Here is an 18820-nt window from a genome sequence, read left to right on the forward strand (position 1 = left end):
AGTCACCAGTTACGTTTATGCCACTGTCAACTGCTGAATTTTTTTCTCGCGGCGGATTTTGCGTTCTTCCATCACCGCCACTATCGCCATCAGGCAGATACAACCAATCGCGGCGATATCAAGTGCGGCGAAGGTGCCTGCCCAGCCGGTAAGGCCGAATACCGGCGTCCCATCGGCAATCATTCCCAGACCTAACTTGGCAAAGCTGTCACCAATCAGGTAAGCAAAGGTGCCTTTAATACCATCGGCAGCGCCAATCGCTTTTTTAGGTACAAAGCCAACAGCAGCCACACCAATCAACAATTGCGGGCCAAAGACCAGGAAACCCAACGCAAAGAGAGAAGCCAGATAGATATATTCGTTACTGGCATGTTGATACACACCGAGCGTGGCGATAATCAGCGCCAGCGCGATGCAGGCCACCAGGCCACGGCGACCGTTCGCTAGGTCAGAGAGCCAGCCCCACAGCAGCGTACCGACCAGCGCACCAGCTTCAAACAGCGTAAAGCCCTGAATCGCCACCGCTTTAGAGAGTTTCAGTTCCTGGAACGCGTATACGGTTGACCACTGGTCGATACCAATACGTACCACATAGAGGAAAATGTTGGCGAAGCACAGCAGCCAGATCACTTTGTTTTTCAGCACATACTCAACAAAGATCTGCCACTTGGTCATATCGGTAGATTCTGTCTCTTTGTCCTCTTCGCTGATCTCCTCGCCGAACAGTTCTTCAGCTTTGCCGAGGCCATAAGATTCCGGGGAGTCGCTGCCGTAACGCAGGCCGATAAAACCGACAATCAGCGCGATAATCGACGGGAAGATAAACATGCCGATGACATGGCCATCGAACAGGTAATTTGCCCCGAACAGCGCCACGCCTGCTGCGCCTGCACCGCCAAGGTTGTGAGAAATATTCCAGAAACCGAGGAATGTCCCGCGTTTACGACGCGGCGTCCATTTGGTGATGGTGGAGTAACTGCACGAACCGCCGGTACTCTGGAAAAAGCCGCTTAAGGCGTAGAAGGCAATCATCAGGAACAGGCTAACCGAGCCGCTGCCCATACTGGCACTGAAGCCCAGCATACAAATGGCAGACAGGATCAGCATGAACGGCAGGAATTGTTTGGTGTTTTTGCCGTCGGCGTAGTAGGAAACCAGCGTTTTACCCACGCCATAAGTGATGGAGAAACCCAGGCCGATCATCCCCAGCTGCGTCATGCTCAACCCGTAGGTCGAGATCATGTCGTTCTGCGCGATGTTAAAGTTCTTGCGAATCAGGTACATCGTCAGGTAGCCGATAAAGACCACCAGGTAGGATTGCATGAACGGTTTGAACCACATTTTGCGCCGCACTTCGAGCGGAAGGTCCAGGGTCGGCTTGCGAACCTGGTTTAAGAAAGCCAGCATGGGTTACTCCTGAAATGAATACCTGCGTGAGGCATGCATTGTAAAAATCAGCAGCAAATCAGGCCTGAGATAGCGTCCAGGCAAAACCTGGAAAATTTCTTAGTTTTGCCGGATATGAAGTGAAAAGGTGAGATGCATCACGCTTCGCGCGGTGTCTGGGCGTTCAAAAAGGGCAGTAACAGCAGTGCGGAAATCCCGGCGGCGATAGAGATAACCACAAAAAATCCGCTCCAGTGCCAGGTATCGAGTACTTTCGCCAGCGGCCAACCAGCAAGCGACGCCCCCAGATAAGCAAACAAGCCGACAAACCCCGTCGCCGCCCCTGCCGCCTCTTTGTGGGAACACTCTGCCGCCGCCATACCGATTAACATCTGTGGGCCAAAGACAAAAAAACCAATGGTGAAGAAGCAGGTTGCCTGCATCACGTAGCTGGCAAATGGCATCAGCCACAGGGAGCCGACTGAAAGCAAAATTCCGGCGGCGAAAATCAAATTCATCGGCCCTCGGTTGCCGTTAAACAATTTGTCCGAGCCCCAACCCGCTACCAGCGCACCGATAAATCCACCCAGTTCAAACATCGTCACTGCCGTATTCGCCGTGACCAGATCGACGCCCAGCGTCTCGGACATATACAAATTGCCCCAGTCGTTGATCGCCGCCCGGACCACATAGACCAGCACATAGCAAAACGAAAGCAGCCAGATATACGGATTCAGCAACACATATTTGGTGAGGATCTCTTTACGCGTCAGCCCTGCCCCTTCTTGTTGTTGAGCTATCTCCAGCGCGTCGTGTCGCCATTCACCGACCGCCGGTAAACCTAACGCCTGCGGGCGATCGCGCAGCCGCCAGCAGAGAAAAATTCCCACGACGATCGCCATACAACCAGCAATCATCATCCCGGCACGCCAGCCGTAATGTAGTGCAGCCGCTGCCATCACAATGGGAATGAGTGCGCCGCCGACGTTATGCGCCGTGTTCCATAATGCCCACCAACCACCGCGCTCGGTACGTGAATACCAGGCCGTTAACAGACGCGCACACACCGGTGAACCCCAGCCCTGGAAAAAGGCGTTCAGCACCCAGAGTACGGCAAACGCCCATAGCGACGTCGAGAAGCCAAACAGAATGTTGATAATGCCCGTGGCGATAAGCCCTATCCCCATAAAATAACGGGCATTTGAGCGATCGCTGACAATGCCGGAGACAAACTTCGACACGCCATAGGTAATGTAAAACAGGGTCGCTAACAGGCCGATATCGCTACGGCTGAGCACGCCGTTAGCAAGGATTTCTGGTACGGCGGCGTTAAAACTTTTCCGCGTGAAGTAAAACAGCGCGTAACCCAGCCAGATGGTCAGCAGAATATGCCGACGCCAGTAGCGATAGCGGGCATCAATTTCATATTTATCAGCCATTAATGGCGCATCGGCAGGCGCTTTCAGAAACGGCAACATCATCAAACCTTAGACATAGCGTTGAGGTAGAGAAACGCTGACACGCGTGCCGTGCAGACAGGAAATGTGTAATGTGCCACCCAGCGCCGTTACGCGCTCGCGCATTCCGGTGAGGCCAAAACCTTGTTGCCCGGAACCCGGCGGCAAACCGCTGCCATCGTCTTCAATAACCAGCATCAACCGTTCATCCTGCTGCCAGCCTTGCAGGGTGACCGCGCTGGCATCAGCATGTTTCACAATGTTGTTCAGCCCTTCCTGGCAGACACGAAACAGCGTCACGCGCTGGTTTTCGCTTAACGCTGATTCATCGATTCGCCATTCGAGATGGCTGACAATACCGCGCCCTTCCAGCTCCATTTCCCGCATCAGTGAGCGGATGGCCTGCTCCAGGGTGAGATCATCCAACTGGCGCGGACGTAACCGACCCAACAAACGGCGCACCGCGTCGTAAACGCCCAGCGATAGTTGTTCGATGAGTTGCCCGCTCTGCTTCACGCTGGCGTTATCTGCCGCCAGCCGCTGAACAATGCCCGCCTGAGTACGAATAGCAGTGATGGTCTGGCCGATATCATCATGCAGCTCACGCGCCACATCACGGCGCACGCTCTCTTCGGTTTCCAGCAACCGTTCAGCCAGATGCTGATTGCGCGCCAGTTCCTTTTGCAGCGACTGGTTAAGTTCACGCAACCGCTGGATGCCAGCGCCAAGCAACAACCCTGTCAGACTTTGCACCAGCAGCGAGAGCAATAAATCCACCGGATGATCGCGCCAGGTTTGACTGGCGATCAGCGCGATGGCGTTCATCAACGTCGCAATCAGCGCCCCTTGCCAACCATAGTGCCAGGCCAGCGCGATAATCGGCAGCACCAGACAGAATGGCGTAAAGCGCGACAGTTCGTCCGGCAATCCCAACTGGAGCCAGAGACTGATAACAAACAGCAGCAAGTACCAGACCAGATGTCGCCCGCGCCAGTTGATTGGCTGAGAAACCAGTGACGGGCCGAGCGGCAGCCAGGTGTTATTGGCGAGATAGTGCCAGAACACCAGACATATCGGGGCCAGCGTCAGGCCGCCAGTTAAAGTCAGCAACAGCGCATTCCACGACTCTTTGCCGTGCCAAAGCCAGGGCAGCGACTGCAACAACGCCGCCGCCGTTAACGCCGCCCCCTGTAACAGCAAGGTGCGCCAGTCACGCTGATGGCGATAGCGCGAGATCAGCGCTACGGGCAGTAACGTCAGTAAACTACCGATCATCAATAACGGAAAATGGGTTAAACCGACCGCCTGCGTTAGCCAGTAAATCAGCAGCCACTCCGCACCCAGCAATACGGGCCAGTATCCGCGCGGGCATTGCAGCATTAGCCCCAGACGCAGACCAAACGGAAATAACAGCACCGCCATATCAGGGCGCTCAACCAGATGCAGGCTGATACTCCACAGGCAAAACCATGCGGCAGAGAAGATAAAAAAGCAGGCAATAACGGTAATTAAGCGGGAGAACAACGTCTTCATCACCAGCCATCAAACATGCGGCGCGCCAGCTCTACGTCGTTACTGACGCCCAGTTTTTCCATCAGATTGGCGCGATGGACGTGTACCGTTTTCGGTGACAAGCCCAGTTCGGCGGCAATCTCTTTCACCGCCATTCCTTGCGCCAGTTTTTCCGCCACCTGGCGTTCACGTTTGGTTAGCGGGTCCTGACGACCGGATGCCAGTTTAATGGCAATATCCGGCGTCAGATAACAGCCACCCGTGGCAACCGTATGCACCGCAGCAATGAGTTCATCCGGGCTACAGCGTTTGGAAAGAAAGCCGCGTGCCCCCGCGTTAAGCGCCTGCTCAACCAGCGCAGGACTGTCGTGAACGGAGAGCATAATCGTCGCCATACCTTTCGGCAGCTGGCTTAGCAGCTCCAGACCGGAGATATCGGGCATGGAGATATCGCAAATACACACCTGCACACCGCGCCCCGGCAGCCCCGCCAGCGCCTCGCGCCCCGAACCAAACTCGGCAACTACCTGCAAATCAGGTTCCAGCCCCAGCAGCTGCGCAAAGCCGGAGCGGACGATGAGGTGATCGTCTATAAGGGCAACGGTGATCATGGTCTTGTCCTGGCGGGTAAAAAAAAACGCGCTTACCTTAACGATAAGCGCGATGTTGTTCAAGCCTTGAGCGGTTACTGAAAAAACACCGCGATCTTGTTAAACATCGTCGGATCGGACTGATTACGCTGCACTTTCACGACATCTTCCAGCTTATCGATTTGGCTTATCATCTGCTCCAGACGCTGGTCGTCATTGACCAGTAGCCAGATATGGCTTTTGTCGCTGTCCTGAATCGGCAGACAAAGAATGCCTTCAACGTTAAAAGCGCGGCGGGCAAAAAGGCCACAAACGTGGGTCATTACGCCCGGATGGTTGCGAACGGTGAGCTCCAGAATTACGTTGTCATGAGTTGTGTTTTGCATGGCTTATTCCTCCACCATTTCAGTATTCGCCGCACCTGGCGGCACCATCGGGTAAACTTTTTCTTCGGCATCAATGCGCACATGGATCAGCGCCGGGCTAGGGCGATTGATGATTTCCTGCAATGCAGCCTGCGGATCGGCTTCGTTATTCAAATCACAGGTTTCGAGGCCGAATCCGGCGGCAATCTGCATAAAGTTGATTTTGCCCGGATAGGTGGCGGCAAAAACGCCTTGCTCGTAGAACAGACTCTGTTGCTGATGCACCAGCCCCAGCGCTTCGTTGTTCATCAGAATGATTTTGACATCCAGCTGATTTTCACTGGCGGTCGCCATCTCCTGAATATTCATCATCAGGCTGCCGTCGCCGGAGAAACACAACACTTTGCGATCCGGGTTCGCCAGCGCCGCGCCAATCGCCGCAGGCAGGCCAAAACCCATCGTGCCCAGCCCACCGGAGGTCAGCCACTGGCGTGGGCGATTGAGCGGATAAGCTTGCGCGGTCCACATCTGATGCTGACCCACATCGGTGGTGATAATCGCATTGTCATCGACACAGGCGGCAACGGCGTTGATCAGGCCGTAATGGCTTAATGGATCGCACGCTTTCGGGATTGGACACGGGAATTCGCGCTGCAAATCCGCTACCAACTGGTGCCACTCTGCACGCGGTTGCGCTTCCACCTGCGGGATCAATTGCGCCAGCACGTCATCAACATCCGCCTGAATCGCCACATGCGGCTGCTTGATTTTACCCAGCTCTGCGCGATCGATATCGACATGAATAATTTTGGCATTCGGACAGAACTGCTCGGTTTTGCCAATCGCCCGGTCATCAAAACGCGCACCGAGCACAATCAACAAATCCGCCTCCTGCAAAATATAGTTGGTACTGCGCACGCCGTGCATCCCCAGCATACCCAGCGACAACGGATGCGCTTTTGGCAGCATGCCCAGCGCCATTAAAGTCATGGTGGTAGGCAGTTGCGCTTTCTCCGCCAGTTCACGCACCCGCGCAGGCGCATTGATCACACCACCACCCAGATAAAGCACCGGGCGTTTGGCAGCGTTAATCATTGTAGCTACGTCACGAATGCTTTCTTCGCTAAAGGCGGGTGCAGCGGCTTTTTCTGCCACCGCGGGCTGAGCTTCAATCTCAAAAACCGCCGTTTGTACATCCTTAGGAATGTCTATCCACACCGGGCCAGGGCGGCCTGATTGCGCAATGCGGAAGGCATCGCTCATGACCTGCGGGAGTTCTTCGATATGTCTGACCAGATAGTTGTGTTTGGTGATGGGGATAGAGATGCCGTAGGTGTCGACTTCCTGGAAGGCGTCGGTGCCGATCATCGAGGCGGGAACCTGACCAGTGATGCAAATCAGCGGGATGGAGTCCAGCCGCGCATCGGCAATGGCGGTCACCAGGTTAGTCGCACCCGGTCCGCTACAGGCCATACAGACCGCCGGTTTACCGTCGGTGCGCGCCATTCCCTGAGCGATAAAGCCCGCGCCCTGTTCATGACGGGCCAGAATATGGCGGATTTGCGTGCTTTGGCTTAAGGCATCGTAAACAGGCAGGATAGAACCGCCCGGAATGCCTGTCACAATCTTAATGCCCTGCTGTTCCAGGAAATGAACGATAAATTCTGCGCCGGTAAAGCGCTTACGCGTCAATGTTGTGCCCGAACTTGCCATGCTCCAGTCCTTTTCTTCTGGGCCGACTTTCCGGGAGGTGCTTAAACGAAAAACCCCGCCCGGTTTGCGCCGACGGGGTTTTGGAATCGTGTGTTGTTCCAGTCCCTACGGCGCATTGCCGACGACCACCACCACACGCACGACGACCACTGCGGCGGATGGCGCAGTTGGTAGTAGTTTTGCGTTGAACATGGAAGTAGTCATTGGGGACCTTGTTGGTTTTGTGTTTAACAATATTTATACAAGCACAGCTTTACAGGGGAGACAATGGAAAATTTTTCAGCAAGGGAAAATTGAGGGGTTGATCACGTTTTGTACTGAATTGCAGATAACAAAAAACCCCGCCGGAGCGAGGTTTCGTCAGTCGCCCGCGGCTGGTAACCGCAAAGCACACTGTATTATGTCAACACAGAAAGTATACGTGTTCCGCGCAGAACGCGCAATTTCGGCACGAATTTTGACGTATTTAGTGCATAGTTGAGTATCGATCACAGTTTGCGTTTTGTCCAAATATTACTGTTTATTTATACAGTAAACTTCTATAATATCACTGTACGCAATGTGTTATGCGGGGGCCGCATCGTTACCCGGCGCACTAAGTCCTGGCTGAAACGGGTGGTGCCGTCAGCGCCTTAACCCCGCGTGAGCACACTGTGTTATGTCAACAAGCACAAAGTTTCTCCTTGAGATACCGCGTGCACAACAGCTGGCAACAGGCAGCGGAAAGGTACGTCAGCTGGCAGTGCTCCTGAACCACAGGAGACGCGTATGAGCCTGGTGGATATCGCCATTCTTATCCTCAAACTCATTGTTGCAGCACTGCAACTGCTTGATGCTGTTCTGAAATACCTGAAGTAATTCAGATTCAAGTCGCACCAAAGGGGAGCGGGTAACCGCTCCCCTTTTATATTTAGCGTGCGGGTTGGTGTCGGATGCGATGCTGACGTATCTTATCCGCCCTACCATCTCTCCCGGCAACATTTATTGCCGCTTTTGTTTACATATTCTGCCGCTAAACAACTCCCCATTCCTGGCGTATATCTGGCTAACATTCATCAATGTGATAGATTCCTCTCCCGCATTTATGGGAATGCGTAGTGACTTACTCTAATTATTTTTATAAAAGCATCCGTGATAATGAAAAGGCATAGAAACGTCAATTTGTTATTGATGTTGGTATTACTCGTGGCCGTCGGTCAGATGGCGCAAACCATTTATATTCCAGCTATTGCCGATATGGCGCGCGATCTCAACGTCCGTGAAGGGGCGGTGCAGAGCGTAATGGGCGCTTATCTGCTGACTTACGGTGTCTCACAGCTGTTTTATGGCCCGATTTCCGACCGTGTGGGTCGCCGACCGGTGATCCTCGTCGGAATGTCCATTTTTATGCTGGCAACGCTGGTCGCGGTCACGACCTCCAGTTTGACGGTATTGATTGCCGCCAGCGCGATGCAGGGGATGGGCACCGGCGTTGGCGGCGTAATGGCGCGTACTTTGCCGCGAGATTTATATGAACGGACACAGTTGCGCCATGCTAACAGCCTGTTAAACATGGGGATTCTCGTCAGTCCGTTGCTCGCACCGCTAATCGGCGGTCTGCTGGATACGATGTGGAACTGGCGCGCCTGTTATCTCTTTTTGTTGGTTCTTTGTGCTGGTGTGACCTTCAGTATGGCCCGCTGGATGCCGGAAACGCGTCCGGTCGATGCACCGCGCACGCGCCTGCTTACCAGTTATAAAACGCTTTTCGGTAACAGCGGTTTTAACTGTTATTTGCTGATGCTGATTGGCGGTCTGGCCGGGATTGCCGCCTTTGAAGCCTGCTCCGGCGTGCTGATGGGCGCGGTGTTAGGGCTGAGCAGTATGACGGTCAGTATTTTGTTTATTCTGCCGATTCCGGCAGCGTTTTTTGGCGCATGGTTTGCCGGACGTCCCAATAAACGCTTCTCCACGTTAATGTGGCAGTCGGTTATCTGCTGCCTGCTGGCTGGCTTGCTGATGTGGATCCCCGACTGGTTTGGCGTGATGAATGTCTGGACGCTGCTCGTTCCCGCCGCGCTGTTCTTTTTCGGTGCCGGGATGCTGTTTCCTCTGGCGACCAGCGGCGCGATGGAGCCGTTCCCCTTCCTGGCGGGCACGGCTGGCGCGCTGGTCGGCGGTCTGCAAAACATTGGTTCCGGCGTGCTGGCGTCGCTCTCTGCGATGTTGCCGCAAACCGGTCAGGGCAGCCTGGGGTTGTTGATGACCTTAATGGGATTGTTGATCGTGCTGTGCTGGCTACCGCTGGCGACGCGGATGTCGCATCAGGGGCAGCCCGTTTAAGCGCACGTCACCGCAGCATCGTCATCAGCTCCATGGGAGAACGATGCTGCTTTATCAGATCACGCATCACCCGCATATGCGGTGCGGAGTAAGAATAAAACGCCTGATAGCCCGCACAAAGCACGCTGTCTGGCATCTCCTGCCGAGCGTGCGGGCACAGGCGATGCCAGTCGCACGCCTGGCAGTCACAGCGCGGTTGCGGGTTTTCGCTGCCACACCATTTTTGTAAGGTGGCGTCAAAAAGCTCAATCGAGATACGACTGATATCTGCCCGCACCCAACACTCGAACAGGGCAATTAAAAATTTCCCCCACAGCTCTGCTGTCACCGAAGCGGCCGTCAGATCGCCCCGGTCATCAAATTCAAGATAGGGAATGAGCTGTACGGAGCGGATGCCCCGCTGTTTGAAATTGTGATAAAAATCGGCAGGTTGCAGAGCATCCTTGTACTCTACAACCAGTTTATGCCTGTCCTCTTCAGCATCAATGACCTGACTTCCTGTCATGCGACTCTCTCAATAAATACGATAAGTTGATGTATATGCGTTACAGCAAACAGTATTGCGAGAGATAACACCGCGAGGGAGATCAAAAATTTGTCACGGACTACGTGAAATTGGGAAAAATCGCTATTCGTGACATCCATTAAATTGCGATTACGGGTGTAGTGCCAGAGGATCAGCGCCACGATGGCGAGAATGCCAATCGAAATCCAGAATAACATGCCCGCCTGGTGCCAGTTGTGTTTGATAGCCAACGCCATCAACGCGCCGTAGCCCAGCATGGTACGAAACCACGCCAGTGATGTGCGCTCCGGCTGCAGTCCTGGGTCGGCAATGCGTCTGGCTTTGCGGCTATCCGGCATACAACACCAGTCCCATAACGATCACCGCCACGACCATCAATATTAAGCTAATGATTAATAAGCTGTTGGTGTAGGGCAGGTCCTCTTTCAGACGCATCGCTTTTTCATTGCGTAACCAGCGCAGGTAGCCATACATTGCTAACCCGCCGGAAAACAGACACAACAACAACGCCAGCAGTTCACGAATGACGGGCGTGGCGAAATCTGGCGCAAGTTGATCAAGCCCAACCCCCGCCGCCAGAAATCCTAGTGCGGTACGGATCCACGCCAGAAAAGTACGCTCATTAGCCAGCGAGAAGCGGTAATCGGGCGCTTCTCCAAGGCGGGAAATTTTCATTGTTGCTCCTTTGCAATTTCACTAACTCTCTACCTTTAGCGGTTTTTTTTAAGAATTTCGTCCGCCCGTTTCCTGATATGCTTTTGCCATCCGCTACAAGGAGGTCAGATGGGTATCATAGCGCAAAATAAAATCAGTTCATTGGGCATGCTGTTCGGTGCCATCGCTTTAATGATGGGGATTATCCACTTTTCATTCGGCCCTTTTTCCGCACCACCGCCAACGCTTGAAAGCATCGTGGCGGACAAAACGGCTGAAATTAAAAGAGGTCTTCTCGCCGGAATAAAAGGCGAAAAAATTACCACCGTGGAGAAAAAAGAGGACGTAGATGTCGATAAAATCCTCGATCAAAGCGGTATCGCACTGGCCATTGCTGCGCTACTTTGCGCATTTGTTGGCGGTATGCGTAAGGAAAATCGCTGGGGCATTCGCGGCGCGCTGGTTTTTGGCGGCGGAACGCTGGCTTTCCATACCTTGCTTTTTGGTATCGGCATCGTGTGCAGCATTTTGCTGATATTCCTTATCTTTTCCTTCCTGACCGGCGGTTCGCTGGTTTAAGCAGCCTGAATAATGCCCGCCGGGTGATCATCAGCGGGCATTATCGTCAGAACTTCTGTTTTTTCTCTTCCACCTTCACCCCTTGTGTCGGTAGGCCGGTGTCATAGTCACGTACCACCGGCGAATAGCCATCTTGTGGGCGTGGACGAAATGCCCCCATCCAGCGCGGCCGTGCATCTTTACGCCACGGACGCAGGCTCCATTGTTGACATCCTCCACGCCCTGAAGGACGTGGACCCCTGCTACGTTCAGGCTGTCGCCTGAATCATTTCGGTGGGTTCCTGCTTCAACGAGCGGCCTGACTGCACCATCTCTCCACAGGCAAGAACGGCGTGCCCCGCCGCTAAAATGTTACGAGCGCCATTTACATCGGCGTTCGCTGTATATCCACATACCTGGCATCTGAATTTACTTTGTGACAGGCGATTTTCTTTCGCTGTATGACCACAGCACACGCAACGCTGGCTTGTGTACGCTGGCGGAACAGCAAGCACCTGACCACCACGCCAGAGCTGCTTGTACGCAAGCTGGCGGCGCATTTCATACCAGCCCTGATCCAGTATCGAACGGTTTAAACCTGATTTTGCCCGGACATTGCGCCCCGGCAGGCTGACCGTACCCGCTGCTGACTTTGACATGTTGCTGACCTTCAAATCCTCAATGACTATCATTGCGTGGTTTTTGCTGACGGTCGTTGTGACTTTGTGAAGGTAGTCCCTGCGGATATTTGCGATACAGGAATGCAGTCGCTGTATTTTGCGTTTCTGCTTCTGCCAGTTGTTGCTGAATTTGACCTTGCGGCTTAACTGTCGCTGAAGTCTCGCCAGCGTCTTCTGGTTTTTCTGAAAACTGTTTACAGGCTCAAAGACTGTGCCATCTGACAGCGTGGCGAGTTTAGCCACGCCAGCATCCAGCCCGACCATTGATGCTGAAGGGTGAGCCGGAGTGGATACTTCACTTTCTGTCTGAATACTGATGTACCACTTACCGCAGGACTGGCTGACAGTGACATTTTTCACAACACCCGTGACCTGACGGCTGTTCCGGTAGCGCATCCAGCCCAGTTTCGGCAGAAAAATACGGCTGTTTTCCTGATCGAGCTTAACGCCCTGCGGGTAGCGGAATACATCATTCTGTCCCCGCTTTTTGAATCGGGGAAAAGCAGCCCGATTCTGGAAGAAGTTTTTGTAAGCCCGCTCAAGGTCTTTCAGTGACTGTTGCAATGGCTGTGACGGGGCATCTTTAAGCCATTGCGTTTCAGTGGCATTTTTCCACTCAACCAGCCAGGAAGCCATTTTCCCGTAAGGGATGTATTTATTACCGGCCTCATGATTCTCATTCTGACGTGCCAGAGCACGATTGAAAACGAAACGACATGCGCCTGCGAAGCGCCTCATTTCACGCTCCTGTTGACCACCGGGTCTTAACTGGAATTTAAATGCTTGTAGTCGTTTCACAGGCCAAATGATACTTTGGTCTGTGAAAAAAGAAACCGATATCCGGCGTGGAAGGCATTGTGTTTTCCTGATGCATGTTCACCTGGTCTTTGTCACCAAATACCGACGTCAGATTTTTGACTATGACGCGACAGAAAAACTACGCACTTACTTTTCAAATGTATGTGCTGATTTTGAAGCTGAACTGGTTTAAATGGATGGCGAACCAGATCACGTCCATTTGTTAATTAACTATCCTCCCAAACTGGCGATATCCAGTCTGGTAAACAGCCTCAAAGGCGTATCGGGTAGGTTACTGCGACGAGATCGACCAGATATTGCAGTCAGGTATTACTACAAAGGCGTTTTGTGGAGTCCTGGCTATTTTGCCAATAGCTGCGGAGGTGCGCCAATATCCGTCATCCGCCAATACATTGAACAACAGCAAACACCTGGTTAGGTGGAAAACCGCGCCTTATATCCCCGCCCTGAGGGACGGGGTTTTACGGCGCACCGGATAAATTTGGTTATGCGCCGTCAGCCGTGCTAAAGAATACGGACCAGCACCCAACGGATGCCAGTCCACACAATTAACGTAACTCTGGCCAGTACGCTTTGTTGGCCTCCAGCAACTCATCCAGAATAGCTTTGGCGACCGAGGCGCTCGGTACCGTTTTCGATAACGTAATCGCCTGCCACAGGTGCTGATATGAACGCTGTTCCCAGGCGTCCACGACCAGTTTTTCCACCGCCACTTGCTGACTCATTAACCCTTTCTGAAACTGCGGGATATCGCCGACCACCAGTGGTTCTGGTCCGTTGTGCCCGACCAGACACGGGATCTCGACCATCGCTTCATCATCAAAGTTATGGATTGCCCCGTTGTTAGGCACAATCAGCAACATCCGCTCCTGAGTGTTGAAGGCAATTGCCGCCGCCAGATCGACGATGTATGACGCATGTTCGTCAATCTCCAGCTTGGCCGCCGCTGAATTTCCTGCCGCTGTAATGGCGCGGCAAGCATCGAAAACCTGTTTCTCGCGATGTTCCATTCACCTCATTCGCGCGGGTATGTTCAGGGTTGGAATGCTGAACAACATAATCCGGGAAGAGATAATATTTCAGATAGGTGTTCGGCAATGTATCCGGGTCCAGTGCCTGGACATCCCGCGCTTTTGCATAGGTGTCGTTCCAGCTCGCTTCAGTATGTGTATCTTGCTGCGGTGGAACATAACCGTGCTTCGAGACATATTGCCGCAGCTGGGGCATCAGGTCGTTGCCCTGCAAATCTTCAATTGATGTCCACCAGCCAAAGTGGTTCAGGCCGTAGTAGCGCACGCGCATCTGTTTGCGATCTTGCAGCCCAACAATTTGCGCCATCCGGCTTTCAATACCGATTGGCATGTCACAGATGTTGAGGATTTTCGCATTCGGGCGCAGACGACGCGTGGCTTCTGCGACAATGGCTGCCGGGTTGGAGTAGTTGAGCATCCAGGCATTTGGTGAATATTTTTCCATATAATCCACCAGTTCCAGGACGCCGCCAATGGAACGCATGCCGTACGCTATTCCGCCGGGTCCGCAAGTTTCCTGACCAACAACACCGTGGCGCAGTGGGATTTTTTCATCCAGTTCGCGCATCGGGTACTTGCCGACGCGGATGTGCGCCATGACAAAATCAACGTCGCTGAACGCCACTTCAGGATCGGTGGTGTAACTAAACGCAATGTCCGGCGCTTTCTCTTTAAGGATGACTTTACAGGCTTCGGCAATCACTTCCTGCCGCGCGCCATCGTTATCATAAAATTTCAGTGCACGAAGCGGGAAACGCTCCTGATTCGCCAGGAGCATCAACACGATGCCTGGCGTAAAGGTGCTTCCACCGCCTGCGACAACCACTGAGAATTTGGTCATTATACTGCCTCCGTAATGGCAACATTTTCTGCTGATTGATGAGAATTAATTAAGCTATCGAGCTGTTCACGCAGCTGGGATACATGCAGACCAATGATCACCTGAATGGCATCGCCACTACGGAAGACGCCGTGCGCTCCCAGCTTTTTAAAGACTTCGTCATCCAGCGTTTGTGACATGTCATGCAGTGCAATGCGTAGACGCGTCGCACAATTGTTAATGCTGGAGATATTGCCGACCCCGCCCAGGGCTTGCAGGATACCGGCAGCTTGATCCAGCTCTTTTTTTGGCTCTGCCGCGGTGGTTTGGCCTCGCGAGGCTTTGTATTCGGCTTTTGAGTAGAGTTTCACTTCCGCATCTTCACGTCCCGGCGTGCACATGTTGAACTGCAGAATCAGGGTGCGGAAAACCACGAAGTACAGCAGGGTAAAGCACAACCCAATGGCGATTTGGGTCAGCATCATATCCGCGTGGTTGCTGAACATCGGGATCCAGTTTTGCGGTAAAACCTGGTCAATCAGACCTCCGCCCATGTTGCCCACCACACCAAAGAGATACATCACGGTCGACATTGAGGCCGCAAGCACAGCGTGTACCGCAAACAGCAACGGTGAAATGAACAGGAAGGTAAATTCCAGCGGTTCGGTAATTCCCACCAGCATGGCGGTTAAGGTTGCGGGAATCAGCAAGCCCGCCACTTTTACCCGATTTTCCGGTGCGGCAGTGAAGTACATCGCTAAAGAAATGCCCACGGCACCAAAGATTTTTGAGTTACCGTGCAGGGCAAAACCGCCTTCCGGGAACAACGATTTCAGCGGCTCGGCGCTCAAACTGAACTCTTGCAGATGCTGCGCCCAGTACATCTGAATGCCGCCTTCAACAGCTGCCGGACCCAAGATAAACGGTCCGTAGATGAAGTGGTGTAAACCGGTTGGGATCAGAATACGTTCGAGGAAGGTGTAAACCCAGACCCCAAGCGCACCCGCCGAACGCAGGAACGCTTGCAGAGATTCAATCCCCGTTTGTACTTTTGGCCAGCCGAGCAATGTCAGCCAGGCACAGGGGATCATCACCAGGAAGGCGATAATCACCACATAAGACGTCCCCTGGAAAATGCCGAGAAAAACCGGCAGTTTTTTATCGAACAGACGGTTATGCAGCGCCGTCACAATGCCGGAAATGATAATTGCGCCGATAATGCTGGTATCGAGGGTTTTAATCCCGGCCATCATTGTCAGACCGCTACCTGCCACCGCGTCCTGAGTGAAATCGACGCCGAAGTAGCTTCCCCAGGTCATTCCCATCGCGTTGATGAAATAGTTCCAGGTCAGGAAACTCACCATCACCGCCAGACAAGCACGTCCCTGCGCTTGCTTAGCAAGGCCAATGGGTAAACCGACAGCAAAAATCAGCGGCATATTACGGAATACCGTCCAACCGCCCTCTTCAATAATGTGTACGATTTGCGCGAATAAACTGTTCGGATCGGTCAGTGATTCCCCGACAAACATCGGGTTTTGCAGCAAGATGGCAAGACCCACCACAATCCCGGCGAAGGGAAACAGCAGCACTGGCGTAAACATCGCGCCGCCAAAGCGTTGAATTTGACTGAGCATTTCCACATCCTCTTTTCTCAATTCTGTAAGTAGGAAGCCTGATTGGTTATGCGGCAGGCCTGGAGCAAGGATAGGAAGATGCGATCGGCAGAACATGACGACCCAATGGGATTCGTGATCGCTTTCATGCTTTTCGTTGGGCGGTAGAGATCTACGTTTTCGCGAAAAAGTAGACATCTGTGAGCACAGGTACACAGCATCGAACACATCTTTAAAAAAAAGATGTTTTTTCAATCGATTAAGCAGAACTTGTGTGCGCATTACCCGGGCTTGCAGGCAAAAAAGAGATCTAGAGATGATCTACAAAAGCATTGCGGAGCGGTTAAGAATTCGACTTAACTCCGCAGATTTCACGCTAAACAGCCTTCTTCCGGGTGAAAAAAAGCTGGCGGAAGAGTTTGCGGTATCGCGGATGACCATCCGTAAAGCCATTGACCTGCTGGTAGCGTGGGGGCTGGTGGTCCGCCGCCACGGTAGTGGCACTTACCTGGTGCGCAAAGATGTACTGCATCAAACCGCCAGTCTGACCGGGCTGGTGGAGGTGTTAAAACGGCAGGGAAAAACTGTCACCAGCCAGGTGCTGATTTTTGAAATCATGCCTGCGCCTCCGGCCATTGCCAGCCAGTTACGGATTCAAATCAACGAGCAGATCTACTTCTCCCGTCGCGTTCGTTTTGTGGAAGGGAAACCGCTGATGCTGGAAGACAGCTATATGCCGGTAAAACTGTTCCGTAATCTTTCGCTGCAACATCTGGAAGGGTCGAAGTTTGAATATATTGAACAAGAGTGCGGGATTTTGATTGGCGGTAATTATGAAAGCCTGACGCCGGTGCTCGCCGATAGACTGCTGGCGCGGCAAATGAAGGTAGCGGAACACACGCCACTGCTGCGGATCACCTCGTTGTCATATAGCGAGAGCGGGGAGTTTTTGAATTATTCAGTGATGTTCAGAAATGCCAGCGAATACCAGGTGGAGTACCATTTACGGCGACTCCACCCGGAAAAGAGTTAACCGATACTCCAGAAGAGCACCGCCAGTAATTGGGGGGTGATAATGCGCAGGAACATCACTAACGGATAGACAGTGGCGTAAGAGAGCGCCGCCGCACCGCTAGTTGGATGAAGATTATTAGCAAACGCCAGCGCCGGAGGATCGGTCATGGAACCTGCCAGCATCCCGCACATGGTCAGGTAATTCATTTTGGCTAACATCCGCGCCAGAATGCCAACAGTAATCAGCGGAACGGCGGTGATCAGGGCACCATAACCAATCCAGCTTAGCCCTTCGCCATTGACCAGGGTATTCACAAAATCCCCACCAGATTTCAGACCAACGACCGAGAGGAACAGCACGATCCCCAGCTCCCGCAGCGCGAGGTTGGCACTTGGCGGCATAAACCAGTACAGCTTGCCGATACTGCCGATACGCCCGAGGATCAACGCCATAATCAGCAGACCGCCCGCCAGCCCCAGTTTCAACGCGGCCGGGAATCCCGGCACAAAGACGGGAATAGAACCTAACAATACGCCAAGCCCGATGCCAATAAACACTGGCAGCATCTGAACCTGTTGCAGTTTTTGCTGCGCATTCCCCAGCACATTGGCAACGGCATCAATTGCGGACGGACGCCCCACCAGGTTGAGGATATCGCCGAACTGCAGGCTGATATCGCCACTGGCGACCAGTTCGACCCCGGCACGGTTCAGGCGCGAGATAACAACGTCATAGCGTTCTTTAAAGTGCAGGTCGCGAATACGTTTTCCGAGCACGTTTTCATTGGTGACCACCACACGCTCGACGCGCAAATCAGTGTCTTTCGTGGACAGCGAAGTATCGACCTCCTGACCAATCACCAGTTGCGCATTATGTAAATCCGCTGGCTGACCCACCAGATGCAGCAAATCGCCCAGTTGGATAATGGTATCTGGCGAAGGAACTTTTAGGGTTTCTTCGCGTTTCAGACGCGAGCAGATAATTTTGTCGCCGTTGAGAATCGGTACATCTTTAATGGCTAAATCATGCAGGTTAGGGTTCTCAACGCGAATATTGATAGTCTTGATCAGCGCGCCGCCATTGGTGCGTGAAGACTCGTGCTGCTGAGCTTCTGTCTCGACATTGACGCGGAAAATAACCCGCAACATCCACATGGTGAACAAAATCCCGCAAATGCCGAATGGATACGCCATCGCGTAACTCATCCCCATCTGATCGACCATTTCCATTGGTGTACCCAGGTCGCGCAAAATCTGCTGCCCTGCCCCCAGCGCTGGCGTATTGGTAACCGCACCGGAGAAAATCCCCAGCACTACCGGCAGTGGAATATCAAACAGTTTATGCAGGATGGCGGTAACCAGACCACCGATGATGACGATCAGAACAGCAAACAGGTTGAGGCGTAATCCGGAGACGCGCAATGAGGCAAAGAAGCCCGGCCCTACCTGAATCCCGATGGTATAAACGAACAGGATCAGGCCAAATTCCTGAATAACATGCAGCATATCGCTACTTAATGTCATCCCCGCCTGAGAAACAAAATGGCCGACGATGATCCCACCAAACAGCACGCCGCCAATACCTAATCCTATGCCGCGAAATTTGACGTTGCCGATAAACAAACCGACGACTGCCACCAAAGCCAGAATACTGACCGTTAATGCTATATCACTCATCGTCCATTTCTCTTGAGATAACATTTTAATTGCTACGGATTATGGCTGAATCGGTGAAGCAGATTTGCCTTATAGCGCAC

The 18820-nt window shown here is 53.0% G+C and carries 18 protein-coding genes and 4 pseudogenes; 6 read left to right on the forward strand and 16 right to left on the reverse strand.

Annotated elements, in window-relative coordinates:
• Positions 1–15: 15 nt before the first annotated feature.
• From uhpT to ivbL, 7 genes are all read right to left on the reverse strand, one after another.
• Complete coding sequence (uhpT, locus tag C1P89_RS20670) at positions 16–1407, reverse strand: hexose-6-phosphate:phosphate antiporter UhpT (protein WP_000879194.1); 1392 nt, start codon at positions 1405–1407, stop codon at positions 16–18.
• A gap of 137 nt (positions 1408–1544) precedes the next feature.
• Entirely contained in the window at positions 1545–2864 is a 1320-nt protein-coding gene (gene uhpC, locus C1P89_RS20675; protein WP_000936559.1) for an MFS transporter family glucose-6-phosphate receptor UhpC, read from the reverse strand.
• 9 nt (positions 2865–2873) lie between these two features.
• Positions 2874–4376, reverse strand: a complete 1503-nt coding sequence (gene uhpB, locus C1P89_RS20680; protein WP_005151348.1) for a signal transduction histidine-protein kinase/phosphatase UhpB — start codon at positions 4374–4376, stop codon at positions 2874–2876.
• Positions 4376–4966: a response regulator transcription factor UhpA gene (gene uhpA / locus C1P89_RS20685; protein ID WP_000633668.1), complete on the reverse strand. Its 591-nt coding sequence runs from the start codon at positions 4964–4966 to the stop codon at positions 4376–4378. The genes uhpB and uhpA overlap by 1 nt, the downstream gene beginning before the upstream one ends.
• A 74-nt stretch (positions 4967–5040) precedes the next feature.
• Complete coding sequence (ilvN, locus tag C1P89_RS20690; RefSeq protein ID WP_001181706.1) at positions 5041–5331, reverse strand: acetolactate synthase small subunit; 291 nt, start codon at positions 5329–5331, stop codon at positions 5041–5043.
• 3 nt (positions 5332–5334) lie between these two features.
• Positions 5335–7023, reverse strand: a complete 1689-nt coding sequence (gene ilvB / locus C1P89_RS20695; RefSeq protein ID WP_000168430.1) for an acetolactate synthase large subunit — start codon at positions 7021–7023, stop codon at positions 5335–5337.
• Positions 7024–7128: 105 nt separating this feature from the next.
• On the reverse strand, positions 7129–7227 hold the full coding sequence (ivbL, locus tag C1P89_RS20700; protein WP_001312198.1) for an ilvB operon leader peptide IvbL: 99 nt from the start codon (positions 7225–7227) through the stop codon (positions 7129–7131).
• Positions 7228–7791: 564 nt separating this feature from the next.
• Here ivbL and tisB point away from each other — a divergent pair.
• Complete coding sequence (gene tisB, locus C1P89_RS20705) at positions 7792–7881, forward strand: type I toxin-antitoxin system toxin TisB (RefSeq protein WP_000060506.1); 90 nt, start codon at positions 7792–7794, stop codon at positions 7879–7881.
• Between the two features lie 123 nt (positions 7882–8004).
• On the opposite strand, the gene ysdE is transcribed toward tisB, so the two are convergent.
• On the reverse strand, positions 8005–8079 hold the full coding sequence (gene ysdE, locus C1P89_RS26130; RefSeq protein WP_211180519.1) for a protein YsdE: 75 nt from the start codon (positions 8077–8079) through the stop codon (positions 8005–8007).
• Positions 8080–8160: 81 nt separating this feature from the next.
• Here ysdE and emrD point away from each other — a divergent pair, with 81 nt between their 5' ends.
• Positions 8161–9345 carry a multidrug efflux MFS transporter EmrD gene (emrD, locus tag C1P89_RS20710; RefSeq protein WP_001306726.1) on the forward strand — a complete coding sequence of 395 codons (1185 nt, stop codon included), beginning with the start codon at positions 8161–8163 and terminating at the stop codon, positions 9343–9345.
• Between the two features lie 7 nt (positions 9346–9352).
• Here the strand turns inward: emrD and C1P89_RS20715 are convergent, their stop codons facing one another.
• The 3 genes from C1P89_RS20715 to C1P89_RS20725 are packed head-to-tail and all read right to left on the reverse strand — an operon-like array spanning position 9353 to position 10546.
• The gene (locus C1P89_RS20715) at positions 9353–9850 is read right to left on the reverse strand and encodes a radical SAM protein (protein WP_000148060.1); all 498 of its coding nucleotides are present in this window, start codon (positions 9848–9850) and stop codon (positions 9353–9355) included.
• Positions 9847–10209 (reverse strand): DUF202 domain-containing protein, encoded by a 363-nt coding sequence (locus C1P89_RS20720; protein WP_001113432.1) that lies wholly within the window; start codon positions 10207–10209, stop codon positions 9847–9849. The genes C1P89_RS20715 and C1P89_RS20720 overlap by 4 nt, the downstream gene beginning before the upstream one ends.
• A complete protein-coding gene (locus tag C1P89_RS20725; protein WP_000703959.1) occupies positions 10199–10546 on the reverse strand; it encodes a YidH family protein in 348 nt (115 codons plus the stop codon). Before C1P89_RS20725 ends, C1P89_RS20720 begins: the two co-directional genes overlap by 11 nt.
• A gap of 108 nt (positions 10547–10654) precedes the next feature.
• On the opposite strand from C1P89_RS20725, the gene yidI reads away from it, so the two are divergent.
• The gene (gene yidI, locus C1P89_RS20730) at positions 10655–11104 is read left to right on the forward strand and encodes a protein YidI (protein ID WP_000511297.1); all 450 of its coding nucleotides are present in this window, start codon (positions 10655–10657) and stop codon (positions 11102–11104) included.
• Between the two features lie 46 nt (positions 11105–11150).
• On the opposite strand, the pseudogene C1P89_RS26135 reads toward yidI, so the two are convergent.
• Both C1P89_RS26135 and C1P89_RS20735 read right to left on the reverse strand, forming a co-directional pair.
• Positions 11151–11309, reverse strand: a pseudogene (locus tag C1P89_RS26135) (sulfatase-like hydrolase/transferase); the annotation flags it as partial.
• 43 nt (positions 11310–11352) lie between these two features.
• Complete coding sequence (locus C1P89_RS20735) at positions 11353–12561, reverse strand: RNA-guided endonuclease InsQ/TnpB family protein (RefSeq protein ID WP_024261483.1); 1209 nt, start codon at positions 12559–12561, stop codon at positions 11353–11355.
• A gap of 7 nt (positions 12562–12568) precedes the next feature.
• Here C1P89_RS20735 and tnpA point away from each other — a divergent pair.
• Positions 12569–13000, forward strand: a pseudogene (tnpA, locus tag C1P89_RS20740) (IS200/IS605 family transposase).
• A gap of 59 nt (positions 13001–13059) precedes the next feature.
• Positions 13060–13134, forward strand: a pseudogene (locus C1P89_RS20745) (hypothetical protein); the annotation flags it as partial.
• On the opposite strand, the pseudogene C1P89_RS20750 reads toward C1P89_RS20745, so the two are convergent.
• Both C1P89_RS20750 and C1P89_RS20755 read right to left on the reverse strand, forming a co-directional pair.
• Positions 13131–14454: pseudogene (locus tag C1P89_RS20750) on the reverse strand (6-phospho-alpha-glucosidase). The pseudogenes C1P89_RS20745 and C1P89_RS20750 sit on opposite strands and share 4 nt — an antisense overlap.
• A complete protein-coding gene (locus C1P89_RS20755; protein ID WP_000952143.1) occupies positions 14454–16070 on the reverse strand; it encodes a PTS sugar transporter subunit IIB in 1617 nt (538 codons plus the stop codon). Before C1P89_RS20755 ends, C1P89_RS20750 begins: the two are co-directional and overlap by 1 nt.
• 295 nt (positions 16071–16365) lie before the next feature.
• Between C1P89_RS20755 and C1P89_RS20760 the strand changes: the two genes are divergently transcribed.
• Complete coding sequence (locus C1P89_RS20760) at positions 16366–17082, forward strand: GntR family transcriptional regulator (RefSeq protein WP_001300779.1); 717 nt, start codon at positions 16366–16368, stop codon at positions 17080–17082.
• Here the strand turns inward: C1P89_RS20760 and C1P89_RS20765 are convergent.
• A complete protein-coding gene (locus C1P89_RS20765; protein WP_001279748.1) occupies positions 17079–18740 on the reverse strand; it encodes a putative transporter in 1662 nt (553 codons plus the stop codon). The two genes, C1P89_RS20760 and C1P89_RS20765, sit on opposite strands and share 4 nt — an antisense overlap.
• Positions 18741–18820 lie beyond the last annotated feature (80 nt).

This window comes from Shigella sonnei (assembly GCF_002950395.1).
Lineage (GTDB): Bacteria > Pseudomonadota > Gammaproteobacteria > Enterobacterales > Enterobacteriaceae > ECMA0423.